Source organism: Methermicoccus shengliensis DSM 18856 (assembly GCF_000711905.1).
GTDB classification, from domain to species: Archaea; Halobacteriota; Methanosarcinia; order DSM-18856; family Methermicoccaceae; genus Methermicoccus; species Methermicoccus shengliensis.
In genome coordinates, this window is sequence record NZ_JONQ01000008.1 from 107,357 (window position 1) to 125,650 (window position 18,294).

26 protein-coding genes and 1 tRNA gene are annotated in these 18,294 nt (G+C 55.7%); 17 read left to right on the forward strand and 10 right to left on the reverse strand.

Translation table 11 applies throughout. The features are described from left to right. Positions 1-27: 27 nt before the first annotated feature. Positions 28-1,461, reverse strand: coding sequence for a Ni-sirohydrochlorin a,c-diamide synthase (gene cfbB, locus BP07_RS02720; RefSeq protein ID WP_042685296.1), 1,434 nt, complete (start codon positions 1,459-1,461; stop codon positions 28-30). Positions 1,462-1,512: 51 nt separating this feature from the next. On the opposite strand from cfbB, the gene BP07_RS08740 reads away from it, so the two are divergent. From BP07_RS08740 to BP07_RS02740, 5 genes are read left to right on the forward strand one after another with little or no spacing between them, the layout of a single operon-like run. Beyond that, complete coding sequence (locus tag BP07_RS08740) at positions 1,513-1,716, forward strand: hypothetical protein (protein ID WP_157203048.1); 204 nt, start codon at positions 1,513-1,515, stop codon at positions 1,714-1,716. Next, the gene (locus BP07_RS02725; RefSeq protein WP_042685299.1) at positions 1,685-1,981 is read left to right on the forward strand and encodes a ribonuclease H-like domain-containing protein; all 297 of its coding nucleotides are present in this window, start codon (positions 1,685-1,687) and stop codon (positions 1,979-1,981) included. The genes BP07_RS08740 and BP07_RS02725 overlap by 32 nt, the downstream gene beginning before the upstream one ends. Beyond that, entirely contained in the window at positions 1,978-2,520 is a 543-nt protein-coding gene (locus BP07_RS02730) for a tRNA (cytidine(56)-2'-O)-methyltransferase (protein ID WP_042685302.1), read from the forward strand. Before BP07_RS02725 ends, BP07_RS02730 begins: the two co-directional genes overlap by 4 nt. A gap of 28 nt (positions 2,521-2,548) precedes the next feature. Then, complete coding sequence (locus BP07_RS02735) at positions 2,549-3,352, forward strand: dihydroorotate dehydrogenase electron transfer subunit (protein ID WP_169736235.1); 804 nt, start codon at positions 2,549-2,551, stop codon at positions 3,350-3,352. Beyond that, a complete protein-coding gene (locus BP07_RS02740; protein ID WP_042685304.1) occupies positions 3,349-4,077 on the forward strand; it encodes a fumarylacetoacetate hydrolase family protein in 729 nt (242 codons plus the stop codon). Before BP07_RS02735 ends, BP07_RS02740 begins: the two co-directional genes overlap by 4 nt. On the opposite strand, the gene BP07_RS02745 is transcribed toward BP07_RS02740, so the two are convergent. The 4 genes from BP07_RS02745 to BP07_RS08300 are packed head-to-tail and all read right to left on the reverse strand — an operon-like array spanning position 4,058 to position 6,122. Further along, the gene (locus BP07_RS02745) at positions 4,058-4,327 is read right to left on the reverse strand and encodes a DUF504 domain-containing protein (RefSeq protein WP_042685307.1); all 270 of its coding nucleotides are present in this window, start codon (positions 4,325-4,327) and stop codon (positions 4,058-4,060) included. The two genes, BP07_RS02740 and BP07_RS02745, sit on opposite strands and share 20 nt — an antisense overlap. Beyond that, complete coding sequence (locus BP07_RS02750; RefSeq protein ID WP_245597032.1) at positions 4,327-4,626, reverse strand: YunC family protein; 300 nt, start codon at positions 4,624-4,626, stop codon at positions 4,327-4,329. The genes BP07_RS02745 and BP07_RS02750 overlap by 1 nt, the downstream gene beginning before the upstream one ends. Before the next feature lie 50 nt (positions 4,627-4,676). After that, positions 4,677-5,150 (reverse strand): single stranded DNA-binding domain-containing protein, encoded by a 474-nt coding sequence (locus tag BP07_RS02755; protein ID WP_052353187.1) that lies wholly within the window; start codon positions 5,148-5,150, stop codon positions 4,677-4,679. Between the two features lie 45 nt (positions 5,151-5,195). Continuing rightward, positions 5,196-6,122, reverse strand: a complete 927-nt coding sequence (locus tag BP07_RS08300) for a class I SAM-dependent methyltransferase (RefSeq protein WP_052353188.1) — start codon at positions 6,120-6,122, stop codon at positions 5,196-5,198. 159 nt (positions 6,123-6,281) lie between these two features. Here BP07_RS08300 and nrdD point away from each other — a divergent pair, with 159 nt between their 5' ends. From nrdD to BP07_RS02800, 8 genes are all read left to right on the forward strand, one after another. Continuing rightward, positions 6,282-6,584, forward strand: a complete 303-nt coding sequence (nrdD, locus tag BP07_RS09120) for an anaerobic ribonucleoside-triphosphate reductase (protein ID WP_052353189.1) — start codon at positions 6,282-6,284, stop codon at positions 6,582-6,584. A 116-nt stretch (positions 6,585-6,700) separates the two neighbouring features. Beyond that, on the forward strand, positions 6,701-7,258 hold the full coding sequence (locus tag BP07_RS02770) for a TIGR00288 family NYN domain-containing protein (RefSeq protein ID WP_245597033.1): 558 nt from the start codon (positions 6,701-6,703) through the stop codon (positions 7,256-7,258). A 264-nt stretch (positions 7,259-7,522) separates the two neighbouring features. Continuing rightward, positions 7,523-7,762 carry a hypothetical protein gene (locus tag BP07_RS02775; protein ID WP_157203050.1) on the forward strand — a complete coding sequence of 80 codons (240 nt, stop codon included), beginning with the start codon at positions 7,523-7,525 and terminating at the stop codon, positions 7,760-7,762. Between the two features lie 40 nt (positions 7,763-7,802). Further along, positions 7,803-9,008 (forward strand): ABC transporter permease, encoded by a 1,206-nt coding sequence (locus BP07_RS02780; protein WP_245597034.1) that lies wholly within the window; start codon positions 7,803-7,805, stop codon positions 9,006-9,008. Continuing rightward, positions 9,001-9,477 carry a hypothetical protein gene (locus BP07_RS02785; RefSeq protein ID WP_042685318.1) on the forward strand — a complete coding sequence of 159 codons (477 nt, stop codon included), beginning with the start codon at positions 9,001-9,003 and terminating at the stop codon, positions 9,475-9,477. The genes BP07_RS02780 and BP07_RS02785 overlap by 8 nt, the downstream gene beginning before the upstream one ends. Positions 9,478-9,516: 39 nt before the next feature. Next, positions 9,517-9,601: transfer RNA gene (locus tag BP07_RS02790), tRNA-Leu, on the forward strand. 148 nt (positions 9,602-9,749) lie between these two features. After that, positions 9,750-10,193 carry a DUF22 domain-containing protein gene (locus tag BP07_RS02795; RefSeq protein ID WP_042685322.1) on the forward strand — a complete coding sequence of 148 codons (444 nt, stop codon included), beginning with the start codon at positions 9,750-9,752 and terminating at the stop codon, positions 10,191-10,193. Next, a complete protein-coding gene (locus BP07_RS02800; RefSeq protein WP_052353191.1) occupies positions 10,183-10,713 on the forward strand; it encodes a hypothetical protein in 531 nt (176 codons plus the stop codon). The genes BP07_RS02795 and BP07_RS02800 overlap by 11 nt, the downstream gene beginning before the upstream one ends. On the opposite strand, the gene rnhB is transcribed toward BP07_RS02800, so the two are convergent. Genes rnhB through BP07_RS02820 form a run of 4 tightly spaced genes read right to left on the reverse strand, consistent with a single transcriptional unit; the run spans position 10,694 to position 13,882 of the window. Then, a complete protein-coding gene (gene rnhB, locus BP07_RS02805) occupies positions 10,694-11,347 on the reverse strand; it encodes a ribonuclease HII (protein WP_042685324.1) in 654 nt (217 codons plus the stop codon). The two genes, BP07_RS02800 and rnhB, sit on opposite strands and share 20 nt — an antisense overlap. A 1-nt stretch (position 11,348) precedes the next feature. Further along, positions 11,349-12,149, reverse strand: a complete 801-nt coding sequence (locus BP07_RS02810; protein ID WP_042685326.1) for a metal ABC transporter permease — start codon at positions 12,147-12,149, stop codon at positions 11,349-11,351. Next, positions 12,142-12,933 carry a metal ABC transporter ATP-binding protein gene (locus BP07_RS02815; RefSeq protein WP_042685328.1) on the reverse strand — a complete coding sequence of 264 codons (792 nt, stop codon included), beginning with the start codon at positions 12,931-12,933 and terminating at the stop codon, positions 12,142-12,144. Before BP07_RS02815 ends, BP07_RS02810 begins: the two co-directional genes overlap by 8 nt. Before the next feature lie 22 nt (positions 12,934-12,955). Further along, entirely contained in the window at positions 12,956-13,882 is a 927-nt protein-coding gene (locus tag BP07_RS02820; protein ID WP_052353192.1) for a metal ABC transporter substrate-binding protein, read from the reverse strand. A 104-nt stretch (positions 13,883-13,986) separates the two neighbouring features. Here BP07_RS02820 and BP07_RS02825 point away from each other — a divergent pair, with 104 nt between their 5' ends. The 4 genes from BP07_RS02825 (at position 13,987) to gatB (ending at position 17,573) form a co-directional block, all read left to right on the forward strand. Further along, on the forward strand, positions 13,987-14,373 hold the full coding sequence (locus BP07_RS02825; protein WP_042685331.1) for a CopG family ribbon-helix-helix protein: 387 nt from the start codon (positions 13,987-13,989) through the stop codon (positions 14,371-14,373). 84 nt (positions 14,374-14,457) lie between these two features. Next, positions 14,458-14,745, forward strand: a complete 288-nt coding sequence (gene gatC / locus BP07_RS02830; RefSeq protein WP_338045885.1) for an Asp-tRNA(Asn)/Glu-tRNA(Gln) amidotransferase subunit GatC — start codon at positions 14,458-14,460, stop codon at positions 14,743-14,745. A gap of 9 nt (positions 14,746-14,754) precedes the next feature. Next, positions 14,755-16,149, forward strand: a complete 1,395-nt coding sequence (gene gatA, locus BP07_RS02835; protein WP_052353193.1) for an Asp-tRNA(Asn)/Glu-tRNA(Gln) amidotransferase subunit GatA — start codon at positions 14,755-14,757, stop codon at positions 16,147-16,149. After that, the gene (gene gatB / locus BP07_RS02840) at positions 16,149-17,573 is read left to right on the forward strand and encodes an Asp-tRNA(Asn)/Glu-tRNA(Gln) amidotransferase subunit GatB (RefSeq protein WP_042685337.1); all 1,425 of its coding nucleotides are present in this window, start codon (positions 16,149-16,151) and stop codon (positions 17,571-17,573) included. The genes gatA and gatB overlap by 1 nt, the downstream gene beginning before the upstream one ends. 53 nt (positions 17,574-17,626) lie before the next feature. On the opposite strand, the gene BP07_RS02845 is transcribed toward gatB, so the two are convergent. Further along, positions 17,627-18,193: a DUF1847 domain-containing protein gene (locus tag BP07_RS02845; RefSeq protein ID WP_042685342.1), complete on the reverse strand. Its 567-nt coding sequence runs from the start codon at positions 18,191-18,193 to the stop codon at positions 17,627-17,629. Positions 18,194-18,294: the final 101 nt, after the last annotated feature.

Here is an 18,294-nt window from a genome sequence, read left to right on the forward strand (position 1 = left end):
CAGACTAAGGTGGGATTGAAAAGGTGCTCATCCTATCTTAAAGCTTTTGCACGCCCTCACGAATGAGGGTGCGAAGCCCCTGTATGAGAGGGCGTGGATGTGACAGTACTGGGCAAGCGTCTGCCCTGAGAGAAAGCCATCCCTGCTGCCATCTATCCCCTCTCCCCTCGAGAGTGAGAGCACGAGGGGAGCATCTTGGGGAAGCCCCTCCAGATGGGAGTGGTGAAACTCGTGCCCCTTTAGATGCGTACCAGCAGCGCCTATGGGTGTGTCTCTCGTGAGGGTGCCCGCCGTGTACCTGACCACATGTCTTTCGCCCATCGTGGCGTGTGCGGGCACCACCCCCACCATCTCATAGGTCTCCCCGTGCTGCTCTACCCTCTTGCCCTCGAGAGATGCCAGAAAGCCATCCACATCTATGCTGATGGAGCGGGCAAGATACAGCAGCCCGCCACACTCGGCAAAGATGGGCATTCCACCCCTGGACGCTTCCAGTATGTCCTGCCTCATCCCCCAGTTGCTGGATAGCTCCTCGGCAAACAGCTCTGGGTAGCCCCCTCCTATGTAGAGACCATCCACATCGGGCAGGTGGGAATCCCCAACTGGAGAGAATGGTACCACCTGCGCACCCGCCTGCTGAAGGCTCTCAATGTTCTCGGGATAGTAGAAGTTGAATGCCTCGTCCATTGCCACCCCCACCCTCACATCAGAGGGGGACTCCCCCTGCTCTGGGACTGGTGGAAGCTTCAGCGGTGGTGCCTCGCGGGCGATTTTTACAAGGGCATCGATGTCCACGTGCTCGCTGAGCATGCGCTCTATCGTGCTCACCCTGCGCTCAAACTGCTTCCTGTCGGTGAGCTTGCCCTCGATGGCTGGCACGAGCCCGAGATGCCTCATGACGAGTCTCATCTCGCTGCTTCTTGGAATTGCACCCAGCACCTTCACATCGGTGTAGGTCTCTATCGCCTCTATGGTCTTCTGTGCATGTGCCTGGCTTCCTATCTGGTTCAGTATCACGCCACGGATGTTCACTTTTCTGTCAAACTCCTGATAACCCCGCACGATGGCGGCAGCGGAGCGAGTGATGCTGCGGGCATTGATCACGAGCACCACGGGACACCTGAGCAGCTTTGCGATCTGGGCAGTGCTACCCACATCGCTCGTTGCCTCCAGCCCCTCGTACAGCCCCCGCACACCCTCTATGAGGGCGAGCTCTGCCCCCTTCACCCCACGTGAGAAGCTCTCAAGAATGGTGTCCTCAGACATCAGAAACCCATCGAGGTTTCGACACGGCCTTCCAGTGAGCTCGGTGTGATAGGAGGAGTCTATGTAGTCCAGCGCCACCTTAAAGGGCTGAACCCTGATGCCCCTCTTGTGCAGCAGAGAGCCCAGACCCATGGCTATCGTGGTCTTTCCTGCCGAGCTTCTGTCCGCCGATATCAGTATTCTGGGGATGCTCACGGATGGTTTCCACCCCTCAAAAGATTAAATAGCTTTCCCGCAAAATTCCAAGTGATACGCTTGCTCAAAAGGACGTTCTTGCATCTGCCCCATGTAGTTGCGAGCTGGAACGATATTGAAGATAGATTCTCTATCGGCCTCACAGAATCGAGGCAGGCACTAAGGACGCTGGACGCCAGCTACTTTGCAAGAATGCTTCCCCCAAGGGAGCACTGGAGAGCATATGAAGAGTTCAAAGGGTGCGCCAGTTCGTGAGGGGCGCAGGCTGCTGCTCACGTTCAATGGCAGGAGATTCGATGTGCCGTTCCTGCTCTCTGAGATGCCAGAGCTTGAGATGCAGTGCATGCACGCTGACCTGCTGTATCCTACCAGACTGATAGGAATCAGAGGTGGACTAAAATCAGTGGAGGCACAGCTCGGAATCGCTCGCTCAGAGGAGGTACAGGGACAAGACATAATAACCAAATATGGATGTAATCTACGACAGGGCGTGCAAAAAAGTGATGGAGAGATGATATGAAAGCAGTTGTGCTAAGAATAGGACACAGGGAATGGAGGGACTTTCGCATAACCACCCACCTGTGCCTTGCGGCAAGGGCGCTTGGTGCGGAGGGTGTGCTGCTCTCCGCAAAGGACGAGGAGGTGGTGCGCACGGTATCGGACGTGGTGGAGAGGTGGGGAGGAAGCTTCTATGTGAAGGAGGGCGTGAGCTGGAGGAGGGCAATAGAGGAGTGGAAGGAAGCTGGAGGGGTGGTGTGCCACCTCACGATGTATGGCAGGAGCATATCCGAGGTCGCCCCACAGCTCAAGCAGCAGGATAGGGATGTGATGCTCGTCGTGGGGGCTGAGAAGGTGCCAAGGGACGTGTACGAGCTTGCAGACTACAACGTGGCAGTGGGCAATCAGCCCCACTCCGAGGTGGCAGCGCTCGCAGTTGTGCTCGATAGGCTGTTTCCCAACGCCATAGAGCGAAAGTTCGAGGATGCAAAGCTCCAGATAATACCCAGCGAGCATGGAAAGCGGGTGCAAAGCACGCACGACAAGGCTCAAAAGGTTTAATACCTTCGTCCCCAAGCTACCTTCGGCATTGGGCACGGGAACACTCATGAGGCCACTGAACTGCGAGGTCGTCGAGACTGTCAGACATACACCCCACATAAGCACGCTGTTCTTAGAACCAACACCAGAGGGCATACCACACCCAGGACAGTTCGTGATGGTGTGGGTGAGGGGCACAGATGAAGTGCCCATGGCGGTCTCCCACTTTGAGCAGGGCAGGCTGGGCATCACCGTTCAGCAGGTGGGCACTGCCACGAGGGCGCTGTGTGATATGCACAGAGGAGACGGGCTGGGAATCAGAGGGTACTATGGCAACGGCTTCACCCTTGCAAAGAGAAATGCCCTGCTGATTGCGGGAGGGCTGGGCATTGCACCCCTCGCCTATCTGTACACTCGTCTTGTGGAGAATGGATGCAACCCCACTGTGTGCGTGGGCGCAAGACGAAGGGAGGAGCTGATACTGCTCGAAGAGCTCGATGGATGTGAGCCCGTGGTGGCTACCGACGATGGCTCCTGTGGGATTAGTGGCACGGTGGTGGATGCGCTAAGGAATGTGGAGCTTGAGCAGTTCGAGAGGATATACTGCTGCGGTCCAGAGGGGATGATGGCAAAGGTGCACTCCCTGTGCAAACGCGCCGGCGTGCTCTCGAGGGTCGAGTTCAGTTTGCACCGCTACTTCAAGTGCGGTATTGGTGTGTGCGGGGCGTGCTGTATAGACCCACTGGGGCTCAGGGTGTGTAAAGAGGGGCCCGTGTTCTCTGGTGAGGTGCTCGATGGCCCTGAGTTTGGACACTACAAAAGGGATGGTGCAGGACGCAAGGTGGTTGTATGATAGCTAGGGTGGAGTACGCAGGAGAGGTGTACACTGGAGAAGTGGTGGGCGATGAGCTCTTTGTGGGCTCGATGGAGTACGGAGAGAGCATTCCTCTATCAGACTCCAAGATTCTGCCACCCTGCACACCCTCAAAAATCGTGGGGGTGGGACTCAACTACTATGACCATGCGATGGAGCTGGACATGGAGCCGCCAGTGGAGCCCATACTGTTCTTAAAACCACCCAGCGCAATAATTGCCCACGAAGAAAAGATAGTGTATCCCAAGGAGACATCAGAACTAAACTACGAGGCAGAGCTGGGAATCGTTATCGGAAAGCGGTGCAAAAACATCGACAAGAGCCAATGTCCCGAGGTGATAATGGGGTACACCTGCGTAAACGACGTAACCGCACGGGACCTGCAGCGAAGAGATGGGCAGTGGACGAGGGCCAAGGGCTTTGATACCTTCGCACCCATTGGGCCGTTCATACAGCCCATCGAGGGGCCTCCAGAACTCAAAGTACGCTGCAGGGTGAATGGCACCACCGTTCAGGATGGGAGCACCAAGAACATGATATTCGACGTGTTCTTCCTCGTGGAGTTCATATCAAAGGTGATGACACTGGAGAGCGGTGATGTAATCATGACGGGCACACCAGCCGGAGTGGGAGAGCTGCAGAGGGGAGACGTCGTCGAGGTCGACATAGAAGGTGTGGGCATCCTCAGGAACGAGGTGGTTTAGCTCTGGGGTCCTTGTCCTCTCTGTAGTAGATGGGTGTTCCCCTGTGCTCTATTCTGAATATGCGATGGTAGGGGATGTGGGTGCCGCCCTTTAGCACAAAAAGCCCCCGTTCCAGTTTCTCGATTACCTCACCCTGCACACAGCCCACATCAGAGGGAGCACCCCTGTCAACATAATACACCAGCACATCCTCGAGGCTTGGAGAGACAGACCACTTGATTCTGTTGAGGAGCTCCCTTGGCGTGCTCATCAACACATCCTCTCGAGGGCATCCTTTCCCCTCATCCCGACGCTCACGCCCATCTGCCGTGCACAGGAGGTGGCCTCCACTATCTGTGCATTTAGCACATCGTTGAAGCTATGAACACCCCTCACCTTGGCCGCAGCAACCCCCATCTCCTCCACCGCCCTCATATCGAGGTAGCCACACATCACAAACCCCCTGCGGGCTGCTATCACTATGAGGGGAGCTGGCTCGATTGGGATGAGGTAGCAGTGTGCCTCACCACCACTCAGCCGTATCTTCATGTATGTAGGCTTAGCATCCATACATGGGTGTTGGGGCTTAAGAAATTAAGATGTTGTGGACGGCAAGGGGTTCACACCCACTTGCCAAATCTTCCTCCTCTGCTTCCTCTCTCTCCGCCTCGGGTGTGGCTGCCGCCTCTTGACCCGCCTCTTGACCCTCCAGACCGTGGAGGTCTGGAGCGCCCCTCGTACACCTTGAAGCTCATGTTGGGCTCTGTGCTCACATCCTCAAGCTCCTCATCGAGCTTGTTTATTTTTCCATACCTTCCGAGGTTGAGCCTCATGGTCCCCCTCACGAGGGATATGTAGGCGTTCTCGATCTGCAGCACGTCTCCCTTCTCGACCGTGCCCACCTGCTCCTCCCAGAGGGTCATGATGAGCGAGCCGGAATCATCGGCTATAGTGGCCTCTGCAAGATGCTTGCTTCCATACCTCGTCTCGATGTCTCGTGGCTCCTCGACACCGATTACCTTCACCAAAAGGTTGACCTTCCTCGCCTCGGGGGTGAGGTCGGCTATTTTAACATACTCTACGTCTGGTTCCATTTTCGTATCCTTCCAAAGAACGAGTGCTCATACTCTTCCGTCCTGTTATAAAAATGTTTGTATCGGATGCCCCACATACCACCACTGGTCATACAGCCCATCCGTGCGGCGGTCGATGACCTCTCCTTTAAGACCTGCCGAGACGCACACATCTCTTATGAACTCGACCTCCTCCTTCTCCTTTACAGAGAACACCACACCCTCGCTCGCCATCCCCACACTCTCGAGAATAATCGTGCGCCACAGAGGCTGAGTGAAGGGCGCTATCGTCCCCAGCATGAGCCCCACCACCCAATCAAACTCACGGGGCTCAAAGCAGCAGGAGAGCCACCTTGCATCCAGCACGGCAGTGCGCTCTGGACGCAGGGCCCCCCTCACGAGGCCCTCACACACAAGAGATGCATCGTTGTCGATTGCAAAGGGCTCCACCCCACAGCTTCTGAGGGCGTGGGTGGACATACCATACCCACAGCCCACCTCGAGCACCCTTCCAGAGATGTCGAGCCCCTCCACGACCTTCCGAATGCCCTCCGCCCTCTCAGGAGGGTAGCCAAAAAGAGAAGAGGGCTCATGGGGCAAAGAGTGCATAAGCACGATGGAGTAATACTCTGCTATCGCATGTATTAGCTCCCATCTGGTGATGTGCACACGCTCGCACGAGGGTGCCATTTTTTCCACCAATGTGCGCAGCCTCTTGCCAGCCTTGGAGCATCTGGCAAGCACCGGAGTCAATAGTACGTGTGCTCCCTCGACCTCCAGCACCATCCCCAGCACGTTGCGGTCATCCACGAGGGCGAGCTTGGGCTTTCCCCTGCTGGCCAGCGTCAGGCTGTACTCGCATCTCAAAAGGTCTGAAAAGGCGGGCTCTGCCATGCACACGCTCCCAACCTCCACAACGCTGGAGAGCGACCCTGCTGCACTCTCGAGAGCAGCGGCATCACAATCGGAAACCTCTACCTTCTTATCTCGCAAACCTCTACCTCCACATCCATCGAAGATATGACTCAATACTCAAAAGTGTATCATTTATCACATGATTATATATCTTAGCTCAGTTGATTGCTCTTCAACTGCTGCTTACGTTGTAAGCAGCAAAAAGAAGATATATACCATGAGAGAAAAGAGAAGTGCATGGAGCTTGGTGAGTTCATAGAAAAGACAATAGAGGAGGCAAAGAGAAAGGGCGTGTCCTATGAGGGCATCGAGCCAGAGCAGTGCCCGGTGCACCGCTTCTCTGTGGAGAGTGGACAGTGCTATGGTAGAGTGGGAAAGGTCGATTGGTGTCCCGTGTGTGGCAACGCCTACTGTCCGGGCTGTGGCAACCACCATGTGCTTCAGCTCTCCCGAATAACTGGCTATATTCAGGACGTCAGCGGGTGGAATGCCGCCAAACAGCAGGAGCTCAAGGACAGGAAGCGATATTCTATCCAGTAGCAAAGTTCGATGCATTTAAATAATATTAGGGATGAACTATCAGCTTAATACAGTTTGAGTGCTCGATGTGATAAGGAGATGAGAGCATAAGACTCACAAAAGAGACCCTTAAAGGGGTGCTCTCCATCAGGGAGTATCTGGGGACAAAAAAGGGAAGGAGAAGAAAGATAGCGCTCCTCGTTGATGGCCCCAACATGCTCAGAAAGGAGTTTCAGACAAACCTCAAGGAGATACGGGAAGTGCTCAAGGAGCACGGAGACATAAAGATTCGAAAGGTGTTCCTCAACCAGTATGCCTCGGAAAAGCTCGTGGAGGCAGTGGTAAATCAGGGATTCGACGCAGTGATTTGCCCTGGTGATGTAGACGTGTACCTCGCAGTGGAGGGCATGGAAGTCGTGCACAACCCCCACATCGACACACTCGCCCTCGTCACGAGGGATGCCGACTTCATGCCCCTGCTCGCAAAGGCAAACGAATGGGGGCAGGAGACCATCGTGTTTGGAGCCGAGCCCGGGTTTTCGAGTGCCCTTCGCAACACCGCTGACTACGTGATTGTGCTGCACGATGGGGTCATGAACTGTGAGATGGACACCATCGAAGAGGTGGAGGAGGAGCGACCAGTGAGCAGACCACGGCTCATGGTGGAGAGGATGAGGCTCGATGGGGAGTATTAGCCCTTCACACTCTGCGCAAGCGCCCTTCCAAGCTCTCTCCTCCTCTACCTCTCTCCTCTTCTGCCCTCTTCTGTGGGATGGTATCTGACCTCCAGTCCAACCTCCAGTCCATCGCCAGCGAGTTCTACGCCAATGGCTCGAGCTGCTCGCACTGGTAAGCAGCAGTTCTCAGGGTAATCAGCTCAGGAAAGGCTTAAAGGAGAAAAACACCAAAAATGCCTTCTGAGGCGTTTGCCCATGTCATACACATTCAGACGAGGAAAGATGAAAGTGGAGCTAACCGACGAGGAGCTGCTCGAACTTCAAAAGAAGGCTGCAAGGAACTTCGAACTCGAGGAAGTGTACGCGATCATCACCTTTTCGGCCGGGATGCGCTATCGTGAGGGAGTGGCACTCAACCGCGTGAGATGGGAGCTGCAAAATCTCGAGGGAATTGGTTCAGAGGAGGCAAGAAGAGTACTCGAGGTAATCGATACAGGAACTGGAGACCTCGTGATAGAGTAAACTCAGAACACATCCCTCGGGGCGTGGGAGGTAGCTGACGGTGGATGTAGTGCAAGAGCTCAGGATGGCTGTGCAGGCGATTGCAAGCAGCAAGCTGAGAAGCGGGCTTACCATGCTCGGCATCATGATTGGAATTGCTGCAGTGATTGCCAACGCCTCGATAGGGGCTGGGTTTGCCGCATACTTCAACGAACAGATTGGCCTGATTGGCTCAAACTTCATATTCGTCTCATCGCAGGAGCCCAACCTGTTTGGAGATAGAGAGGTGGATGTGGTAAAGGGAATCCCGGGCGTGGTGGGCGCGACCCCACTCAAGACGAGGGTGGCAAGCGTGACCTATGCCCACCAAACCAAGAGGATAGAGGTGTATGGTGTCAAGGGCGACTATGCACAGGTGGCAAACTTCAAGGTGCTGGAGGGAAACTTTCTCAAGGACACAGACAGCAATGCCGCTTTTCTGGGATATGAAGTGGCAAATGAGGTGTTCTCGAGGAAGCTCTCCACCAGAAACCCCATAGAGATAACCCTAACGAGAAGGGATGGACAAAAGGCTACGCAGCGCTTTGTGGTAAAGGGAATAGCAGACAAGCTGCCAGCAGAGCTTGGAGGAATGAATCCGAATAGGATTGTGTTCATTCCCATCGAGACCATGAACTCCATGCTGAACGAGGATGACTACGACATCATCTTCGCATCTGCAAGCTCGCTTGAAGGACTGGAGGACGTGAGCGACGAGGTGGACAGAAGGGTCGGACGCTCGGTGGGGCTGTCCTCAAGAGAGATAGAGGACGAGGATGTAAAGCCCTACTCCATCTTCACCCAGCTCGACATCCTCGAGATATTCAACCAGATATCCGGAACCATAGGTGGTCTGCTCACGGCCGTGGCCCTGATTTCGCTGCTCGTGGGCTCGATAGGCATAATGAACATCATGCTCGTGTCCGTCACAGAGCGCACGCGAGAGATTGGAGTCATGAAGGCGGTGGGTGCCACGAGGTTCGATGTGGTGGTCACATTTCTCACCGAGTCGGCGATGCTGGCACTGGTCGGTGGTGTGTTCGGTGTGGTGCTGGGGCAGGCGGGCTCCTATTTCGCACAGAGTATTCTTCACATCCCTCACGTGTTCGTGTACGAGTGGTATGCAATCGGTCTGGGCGTGTCGCTGCTCGTGGGGATGATGGCCGGAGTATATCCAGCCATAAAGGCAGCGAGGATGAGCCCCGTGGAGGCACTGCGATATGAGTGAGCGCATTGTATCCACAAGGGCGAGCATAGGGGAGTACAGGTTCAGGTACCTCGTGGTGGGGTGTGTGGCCCTCATGCTCACCTCCTTTGCCCTCGTCATTGGCTATTGGGCAATCTCGCTGGACATCGTGGATGCCCTAAGGAGGACGGTGCTGGGGTTTGGGCTGGGCTCGATGTATGTGGCCATTGTCTGTGGATACCACATCGCGCTCTTTCAGAACAGAAATGTGGTACACACCCACCCCCTCACCCCCTTGGGGGGTGTGCTGACCATGCTGGTGGAACTCCTTTTCTTGGGCCCAAGCGTGCTGCTCGCCCTTGGATTTTTGAGTGGGGGCATTGTGGGATATTTCATGCTCACGGCATGGGAGCGAATGGCAAAAAAGAAGGTGCTCGTCGTGAGTGAGCGGCTGGTGAGGAGCGAGCTCAGGGTGGTCGATGGAGACGTGAGGGTAGTGTACATCGGCTGAGAAAATCTTATATAAGTGCCTGTAGATGTGGGAGTGCTCGCGGGAGTTGCCCAGTCAGGTCAAAGGCGCAAGGTTCAGGGCCTTGTCTCGTAGGAGTTCGCAGGTTCGAATCCTGCCTCCCGCATTTTTCGATGCCCTTAATCCCCACCATGGCAGTTGAGCTCCATGTTCTACCATCTTCACTGTTTAGAGGAAAAGGGTAAATACTAAAAAGGTGCTATGGAGAGCCTACCGAATATCATCCGCAGGTTGGAAAGCTGAGGGGTAAAAGCATGTCAGAGGGAGAGGAGTTCGAGAGAGTTAACCTGAGAATAACAACGAAAGACGGTAAGTGTGTGCCCATCACAGTCGAGGCAGCCCCATACGAGTTCACAGTTGGAACGAGAGCCAAGTGGGAGATGATGATTGCCGACGAAGACCTGGATGTGAAGAAAGGTGAGTGTGTCAATATCAGAATACGCCCCCTAACCCTCCACTCTCACACGATTGCCCTTCCGTGTGCATTCAACCAGCACCCAATAGTTACCGCCCTCAGGGTGCACGAAGGAAGGTGCGCTCCCAAGCCCGTGGAGGCTCAGAGAACTGTGAGGTACGTGATTGCCCTCGCCCTCAGCGATGGAGAGGTAAGGAAGGGTGACCTCCTTGGTGTGCTGAACATCTTTCCCGTGATGTTCACGAGGAACGCAAGAGAGCCAAGAGTTGTGAGTGAGGAGTGATACCATCGTCGAGAAGGGTGAGCTTTGCTGCATCTGCGGGGAGGAACTCGATCAGGACCACTTCACGGGCTACAGGATATGCACTGCCTGTGGAGACATCCTCGAGGATATAATGATGGAGTACTTCGTGAGGGTAATCGCAAGACGACCGCCCTATCCTGAAAAGGAGTATGTGGACTACATCATAAAAAATATACAGTATGTATCCGACCACGAGAAAATCACCCAGAAGGCTGAAAGCCATGTGAGCACCATGAAGAGGCGCGTTATTGACAGACTGGCAAAGGAGAAAGAGGAGCACAGGCGAAAGTTCTTTGAGCGCTCCCTTCAGGTGCTACGGTTCCTCAAAGACAACGAGCCCTTCTACCGCAAATACTTTAGCGACTACTACAAGTGTCCAAACTGCGGAGCCTCCCTGTTTGAGAACTTTGAGAAGGAGGAGATGAAGGACTGGTGGCTCATCTCGTGCTCCAAGTGCGGCACAGTGGTGAAGAAGTACTTCATTCCCCACGTGCTCTAAAGCGAGTTTCCTTCAGCAGCCGAGCGCACGTGCTCCACGAGGCACGTGCACACGCCGGAAGGGTGTGGTGCTCGGCTATCCAATCACGAAGGAAGGATATCGTGCTGGGGTCAGAGGGATAGCCAGAGCCTATCTTGCCATAGGTGCGCGCAAGCTCATCTATGGCGGTGTCTCTATGCACCTTGGCCACTATCGATGCTGCTGACACCACGGGAATGTGCACATCAGCCCTGTGGAGGGCGACCACCCTCGTGGGGCAGCCCCTCTCCAGTAGGCAGTGCATTATCCTTTCTGCGAACCTCTCCTCACTCACGTCCGCCGCATCCACATACGCCACATCTGCGCGTGCGCGGGCGAGCACATCGGAAAAGCAGTGCACCATCACCCAGTTCATGGTGGTGCGCTCCCGCATGGCGTCTATCTCCCTCGGTGAAAGGGCGAGTATGTGCACATCCGCCATCTCTTTTATTCTATCCGCAAGCCGTGCACGCCTTCTGGCTGAAAGGCGCTTTGAGTCCCTCACCCCCAGCCGCTCGAGCTCGTGCAGAGCGTGCTCATCCATCACCACGCACGCCACCACGAGGGGCCCCAGCACTGGACCCTTTCCAGCCTCGTCCACCCCAGCCACCAGCATCCTACCGCATCCTCCCAATGGCAAAGCTGAGGGCAAACAGCAAGCCGCACACGAGCACAATCGTGCCCCCGGTGGCAAGGTCGAAATAGTAAGAGCCCACCAGCCCAGAGAGCACTGAGAATATGCCAAGCCCGGTGGCGGCGATCATGCAGCTCCTGAGCCTTCCCAGCACCTGAAGCGAGCTTGCGGCTGGAATTATGAGCAGGGCAGATACGAGCACTATGCCCACCACCTTTATAGCCACCACCACTGTGAGGGCGATGAGCACGAGGAGCATGTAGTACAGTGCTCCCACTGGAACGCCAGATGCCCTTGCGCCCTCTTCGTCAAAGGATAGGTACACAAGCTGGTGATAGAACGCCCCCACGCATCCCAGCACGATGGCAGAGAGCGCCAGCGTGTAGAGCAGGTCTTCAGAGGTCACCGAGAGTATGTTGCCAAACAGATAGCCAAAGAGATCCACTGTGTATCCTGTGGTGAGCCCCACGAGCAGCACGCCAAGAGCCATCGAGACCGAGAACATTATGCCAATTGCAGAGTCCTCGGACATCCTGCCAGTCCTGCTCATCCATCCTATGAGCACCGCCATCCCAGTGGAGAACACGAGCGCCGAGAGGAGGGGATCGATGCCAAGAAAAAAGCCAATCGCCACACCTCCAAACGAGGCATGAGACACCCCCACTCCTATAAAAGCCAGCCTCTTTAGCACCACGAACATCCCCACTGCCGAGCACAGCACTGCCACCAGCAGCCCAGCTATGAGGGCTCGCTGCATGAAGGTGTAGCCAAGCACCTCAATCATCGTGCTCCCCCACCACCCAGTGTGAGTCCTGCTTTCTGTGGGGCACCTTGCCATGCATGAGCAGCTCGACCTCACACCCATACACGCTCTTGAGATGCCCCTCAGCTATCGCCTCGTATGGCTCGTCGTGCACGTGCACCCTCCTGTTCACACACACCAGCCTGCTCACCTTGGAGGATATCACCCCCACATCATGGGATGCCATCACGACTGTGGTGCCCTTGGCTCTGAGTTCATCTATCAGCTCGAGCAGCACGTCCCTCGACTGGATGTCCACTCCCGTGGTGGGCTCATCGAGCAAGAGCAGCTCTGGGCGGGAGACGAGTGCCCTTGCAATTAGCACCCTCTGGAGCTGACCTCCAGAAAGCTGTCCAATCTGCCTGTCCCTGAGGTCTGCCACACCCATCATCTCGAGGGCATCGAGCGCTGCTCTCCTGTCCTCCCTGCTGGGCCTGTAGAAGGGTACAGTTCTGTTGAGCCTTCCCATGAGCACGACGTCCTCAACCGTGATGGGAAATCTCGGGTCGAAATCGGTGTGCTGGGGAACATACCCAATCCGTCCCCGTTGCCCATCCAGCTCCTCCACGGGCACACCAAACACCCTAACAGTCCCTCTGCATGGCTTTATGAAGCCGAGGATTACCTTGAGCAGCGTTGTCTTTCCGCCACCGTTGGGACCTATCAGCCCAAGAAAGTCCCCCTTATTTATGACGAGGTTCACATCCTCGAGCACCACACGGTCACCATATCTCACATACACGCCCACGAGCTCGACTACTCTCATCGTGCAATAGGAGGGGATGGGGCTATTTTAACCCTTCTGAGAGCTGGGCGAGGTTATACCTCATCAGCTTGATGTAGGTGTTCCTCTCTGGATTGCTCACATCGCCGAGGGGGTCGAGATAGAGCACCTTGAGCCCTGTCTCCTCTGCGATGATGTGTGCACTCTGCGGATTGAACTGGGGCTCTGCGAACACCGCACCTGCATTGTGCTCTTCTGCCATCTTTATGATGCTGGCAATATATGCAGGGCTCGGCTCCTTTCCAGGCGACTCCTCTATGGGAATCTGGGTGAGGTTGTATCGCATGCACATGTACGTCCATGCTGGATGGAACGTTATGAACGTGCGGGTTTTGAACTTGGAAGTCTCTTCCACATAGGCGTGGTGGAGGGCATCGAGCTCATCCAGATACTCCCGTGCGTTCTGCGTATAATAGGTGGCGTTTTCTGGGTCGATGGCTATGAGGGCGTCCCGTATATTCTCCACCTGTCTCTTGGCGAGCAATGGGTCGAGCCACACGTGGGGGTTCACGTGGTGGACATCGTTCACGTGGTGGGCATCCTCCTCATGCTCACTCGCCACCATGTGTATTCCCTCCGAGGCATTTATCACCCGCAGTCCTTCAGGTGCCGCAGAGAGAACCACCTTCTCGGCCCAGAACTCAAGCCCCCCTCCATTCTCTATGAAGAGGTCAGCCCGTGAGAACCACTGAAGGTCGCGTGGCGTGGGCTCCCACGAATGAGGACTGGCACCAGAGGGGAGGAGCACATGGACCTCCACCCTCTCTTGCCCCACCTGCTTCGCAAAGTCACCGAGGGGCATGATGGATGCCACCACCTGTATCCTGCCCGTATCCTCCGGCTGTGGCTGTGTGCACCCAAGCGTGCCCGCTGCCAAGGCCAGCACCAAAAGCAGTGTCAGCACCCTACCCAACAGCACCCTTCCGCTCAACTCTGCTACCTCCCTGTACGGGCTAATGATTAATAATATTTAAAAGTTTTGTTAATAGTTTTTATGATAATCTTTATAAGTTAACTATTAAATAGGTGCCCGCCATGTCAAAAATCATCAGCATATCGATGAGTGAGGAACTCCTCGATGGGATAGACAGGATACAAAGGGAGCTTGGCTTTTCTGGAAGGTCGGAGGTTATCAGGGCGGGGATACGAATGCTCATGGCAGACAGCAGGGAGAGGGAAAGGCTCACTGGCGACATCAGCTCAATCCTGCTGCTGGTGCACGCCCAGAATGTGGAAGACACCGTCACAGAGATAAAGCATCAGTTCGAGGAGGTGGTAAGCACCCATGTGCACCACCACCTAAGGGAGGACAAGTGTCTTGAGATACTCATCCTGAGCGGTGATGCCCGCAGGATAAAAAGATTGGTGGAGATGTTCCAGACAACCGGAAAAATGGAGTACATCAAGCTGATTGTTCCATGAGCCATGCACCCACAGCATGTCAGCTGCGATGCACAAGGCTTAAATCGAAACGCCCTCTACACATCTCCGGCTGTATGGGGGATTGTGGCGTTGATAACCCAGGAAGACCTAGAGCACATCTGCTGGCTGTGTAGGATTGCGCTTGCCGAGGACGAGAAGCAGCTCTTCACCCAGCAGCTAAACACGGTGCTGGGCTACTTTGACAAGCTGGACGAGGTGGACACCGAGGATGTGGAGCCCACATATCACGTGCTGAACATAGAGAACGTGTTCAGAAAGGATGAGGTGGAGCCCTCACTCTCACAGGAAGAAGTGCTCGCAAACGCCCCAAGAAGCGAGAACGGGTACTTCAGGGCTCCAAGAATCGTGTGAGGTGGGCGAATGAGTATATCCGAGGCAAGAAAACTCGCAGAAGATGAGGGGTGTGTGGAGGCAGTCGGCAGGTGTGTCGAGGGGCTCGAAGGGGGGAAGCTAAACGACTTCATCACCATCTCCAAAGAGCAGGCAACTGCGAGGGCAGAGAGGCTCGATGAAAACGAGAAGTTGTGGAGGGAAAAACCGCTTTTTGGCGTGCCCGTGGCAGTAAAGGACAACATCTCCACACGGGGCATACCCACCACGTGTGCTTCCAAGATTCTCGAGGGGTATGTGCCACCGTTCGATGCCACCGTTGTTCAGAGGTTGTATGAGGCGGGTGCCATCATCGTGGGTAAGACCAACATGGACGAATTTGGGATGGGGTCCACGTGCGAAAACAGCTTCATAGGACCATGCAAAAACCCGCACGACCACTCCCGTGTTGCAGGTGGCTCCTCTGGGGGAAGTGCCGCAGCCGTGGCAGCGGGTGAGGTGCCCATCGCCCTTGGAAGCGATACCGGGGGCTCCATACGCTGTCCCGCGGCGTTTTGCGGGTGCGTGGGTCTAAAGCCCACGTACGGAGCGGTATCGAGATACGGGCTGGTGGCGTATGCCAACTCACTGGAGCAGATTGGTCCAATGGCATCGAGCGTGGAGGATGTGGCAGTGCTGTTTGATGTGATAGCGGGTCGAGACAAAAGGGACTCCACCTCTGTTGAGGCAAAACCCATTGTTCCCAACCTGAAAGAGGACGTCAGGGGGATGGTGGTGGGGATTCCAAGGGAGTTCTATCCAGAGGGTCTCGACGAGGATGTGGAAAGAGCTGCATGGGAGATGGTGCATGCGCTCGAGGATGCAGGGGTGGAGCACAGAGAGGTGAGCCTTCCCCATGTCCCGTATGCCCTGCCCGCCTATTACATAATCGCCATGAGTGAGGCATCGTCCAACCTCGCCCGCTTCGATGGTCTGAGATATGGGCTTCGCACAAAGGACACCAACTGGCACGACACCTTCTCGAGGGTGCGGGGCGAGGGATTCGGCACTGAGGTAAAGCGCAGGGTGATTCTTGGAACGTATGCTCTCTCCAAGGGGTATCACGACCGCTATTACCTCAAGGCACTGAAGGTCAGAACGCTCGTGAAGAGGGACTTCGATAGGGCGCTTTCCGACGTGGATGCCCTCATTGCCCCCACCATGCCATATCCTGCGTTCAGGATTGGTGAGAGGGTAGATGACCCGCTATCGATGTACCTCTCGGACGTGTTCACCGTACCCATCAACCTCGCAGGCGTGCCCTCCCTCTCGGTTCCAGCAAGACGCAAGGGTGAGGGAGGAATGCCACTTGGCATTCAGCTCATAGGGCGCAACTTCGAGGAGGCCACACTGGTGAGTCTTGCCCTTGCAGGGGGGTGGAAGTGATGGCAGAGCCGAGAGTGGTCATAGGGCTGGAGACGCATGTGCAGCTGAATACCCTGAAGAGCAAGATGTTCTGTGGGTGCTCCACAGAGTACCACGATGCAGAGCCCAACACTCATGTGTGCCCAGTGTGCCTTGGACTTCCCGGCTCGCTGCCCGTGCTCAACGAGGGGGCTGTGGAGGCAGCCATCAGGGTTGCCCTCGCCCTCGACTGTCAGATAGGAGAGTGGACACAGTTCTATCGAAAGAACTACTACTATCCAGACCTTCCCAAGGGCTTCCAGATATCCCAGTACGACTACCCAATCGGAAAACATGGCCATGTGGAAATCGAGGGCGATGAGGGCACCAAGAGTGTGGGAATAACAAGGGTGCACATGGAGGAGGACCCCGGAAGGCTGGTGCACCTTGGCTCCATCGAGCATGCGAGATACACCCTCGTTGACTACAACAGGAGCGGAATGCCCCTGCTCGAGGTGGTGAGTGAGCCAGACCTCTCATCCCCCAAGGAGGCAAGACGCTACCTCGACAAGCTTCGAAGCATCCTCGAATACCTCGAGGTGTTCGATGCAGACAAGGAAGGGGCAATGAGGGTGGACGCCAACATATCGCTCGAGGGTGGCACGAGAGTGGAAATCAAGAACATCTCATCCCATAAAGGGGTGGAGAGGGCGCTGCACTATGAAATCGTGCGCCAGAAGAACGCACTGAGAAGGGGCAGCAAGATTGTGCAAGAAACACGCCACTTCGATGAGGCAAGGGGGGTGACGGTCTCGCTACGCACCAAGGAGAGGGCAGAGGACTACCGCTACTTCCCAGAGCCAGACCTCGTGCCCCTCAGGATAAAGGAGGAGTGGGTGTCCAACATTGCCAAAAGCCTTCCAGAGCTTCCCGATGAGAAGCGAGAGCGTTTCATTGCTCAATATGGCATCGCCCCCACCCATGCGAGGTCCCTCACCTCTGACATCAGGCTTGCCAACCTATTCGAAAGGGTGGCAGGGCAGTGCGACCCAGCGCTCAGTGCAGCGTGGATTGCAGATGTAATCAAGGGCGAGCTCAACTACAGGGGGCTGCCCTCGGATGCTCTCGATGCAGCCCACATCGTGGACGTGCTCAAAATGCTTCAGCGTGGAGAGATATCCGACAGGGCGGCTGTGCAGGTGATACGCACCTGTCTCGATGAGAATCTCAGCCCAGAGCAGGTGGTAGAGCGCGAGGGTCTTAGAAAGGCGGGAGAGGATGAGCTTAAGCCAGTGGTGGAGAGGGTGCTGGCAGATAACCAGCGGGCAGTGTCTGACTACTTCGCAGGCAAGCCACAGGCAATCAACTACCTCGTGGGCCAGGTTATGAGCCTCACAAAGGGCAGGGCTGACCCGAAGGTGGCAAGAAGGTTGCTGGAGGAAAGGCTCAACCAGATAACCACCTAAGGGGGGGGGGGGGAGCTTAAAGAGAGGTGTTGAACCTCGGCTGGAGGGCATCACTACACCCCGAGCCTTTTTCTCCAGTATGAGGAGTACAACGCGCCGAGGGGATTGTGGGCGAGCATCCTGTCCTTTACGGCAATCGTGCTCACGGGAGCCGCGGAGTGCTTGGTAAAGAGGATGTCGTGTCCCACACACAAGCCCAGCACGAGGTTGAGCTCACAGCCCTCCTCGTTTAGCACCTTCGCCTGCGTGATGGGGTTGCACATCACCTCCACCCCACTCCTCCCAATCTTCTTTAGCCCAAGCTCGTCCTTGCTCACCCCACACACCTTGCACATCACAGAGCACACCTCAAAGCCCCTTGCCACCAAAAAACGGTGGAGCATCGCAGCCTCTCTCTCGAGCCCGATGCAGAACGCAATCCCGAGCCTGTGGTAGCCCATCTTCTTTGCGAACTCCACGACCTCCTCGATGCGGCACAGCCGCATGTAGCCCTCTGCCTCCACCTCTGCCGCTGCTCTCAGCATCGCAAGGTCCTCTCCCTCATATTCCTCAGAAGGGGGAGAGGCATCGCATGGCAGTGCCTCGTAGCAACTCTTTTTGCTGCACAGTGCGCACTTCATACTTCATAGTGGGGTGTCAACACTAATAAGCCATTGCTCAGAATGTGTCTTCCCGCCGTTTGCGGCTTCTGAGACGGTATCGGAGGTACATCGCACCAGAC

Coding starts and splice junctions, on each gene's coding strand:
- BP07_RS02725 (WP_042685299.1), top strand. CDS start 1,685: ATGAAGAGTTCAAAGGGTGCGCCAGTTCGTGAGGGGCGCAGGCTGCTG.
- BP07_RS02730 (WP_042685302.1), top strand. CDS start 1,978: ATGAAAGCAGTTGTGCTAAGAATAGGACACAGGGAATGGAGGGACTTT.
- BP07_RS02740 (WP_042685304.1), top strand. CDS start 3,349: ATGATAGCTAGGGTGGAGTACGCAGGAGAGGTGTACACTGGAGAAGTG.
- BP07_RS02745 (WP_042685307.1), bottom strand. CDS start 4,327: ATGAGCACGCCAAGGGAGCTCCTCAACAGAATCAAGTGGTCTGTCTCT.
- BP07_RS02750 (WP_245597032.1), bottom strand. CDS start 4,626: ATGGATGCTAAGCCTACATACATGAAGATACGGCTGAGTGGTGGTGAG.
- BP07_RS02755 (WP_052353187.1), bottom strand. CDS start 5,150: ATGGAACCAGACGTAGAGTATGTTAAAATAGCCGACCTCACCCCCGAG.
- nrdD (WP_052353189.1), top strand. CDS start 6,282: ATGGAGCTTGGTGAGTTCATAGAAAAGACAATAGAGGAGGCAAAGAGA.
- BP07_RS02775 (WP_157203050.1), top strand. CDS start 7,523: ATGAAAGTGGAGCTAACCGACGAGGAGCTGCTCGAACTTCAAAAGAAG.
- BP07_RS02785 (WP_042685318.1), top strand. CDS start 9,001: ATGAGTGAGCGCATTGTATCCACAAGGGCGAGCATAGGGGAGTACAGG.
- BP07_RS02795 (WP_042685322.1), top strand. CDS start 9,750: ATGTCAGAGGGAGAGGAGTTCGAGAGAGTTAACCTGAGAATAACAACG.
- rnhB (WP_042685324.1), bottom strand. CDS start 11,347: ATGCTGGTGGCTGGGGTGGACGAGGCTGGAAAGGGTCCAGTGCTGGGG.
- BP07_RS02810 (WP_042685326.1), bottom strand. CDS start 12,149: ATGATTGAGGTGCTTGGCTACACCTTCATGCAGCGAGCCCTCATAGCT.
- BP07_RS02815 (WP_042685328.1), bottom strand. CDS start 12,933: ATGAGAGTAGTCGAGCTCGTGGGCGTGTATGTGAGATATGGTGACCGT.
- BP07_RS02825 (WP_042685331.1), top strand. CDS start 13,987: ATGTCAAAAATCATCAGCATATCGATGAGTGAGGAACTCCTCGATGGG.
- gatA (WP_052353193.1), top strand. CDS start 14,755: ATGAGTATATCCGAGGCAAGAAAACTCGCAGAAGATGAGGGGTGTGTG.
- gatB (WP_042685337.1), top strand. CDS start 16,149: ATGGCAGAGCCGAGAGTGGTCATAGGGCTGGAGACGCATGTGCAGCTG.
- BP07_RS02845 (WP_042685342.1), bottom strand. CDS start 18,193: ATGAAGTGCGCACTGTGCAGCAAAAAGAGTTGCTACGAGGCACTGCCA.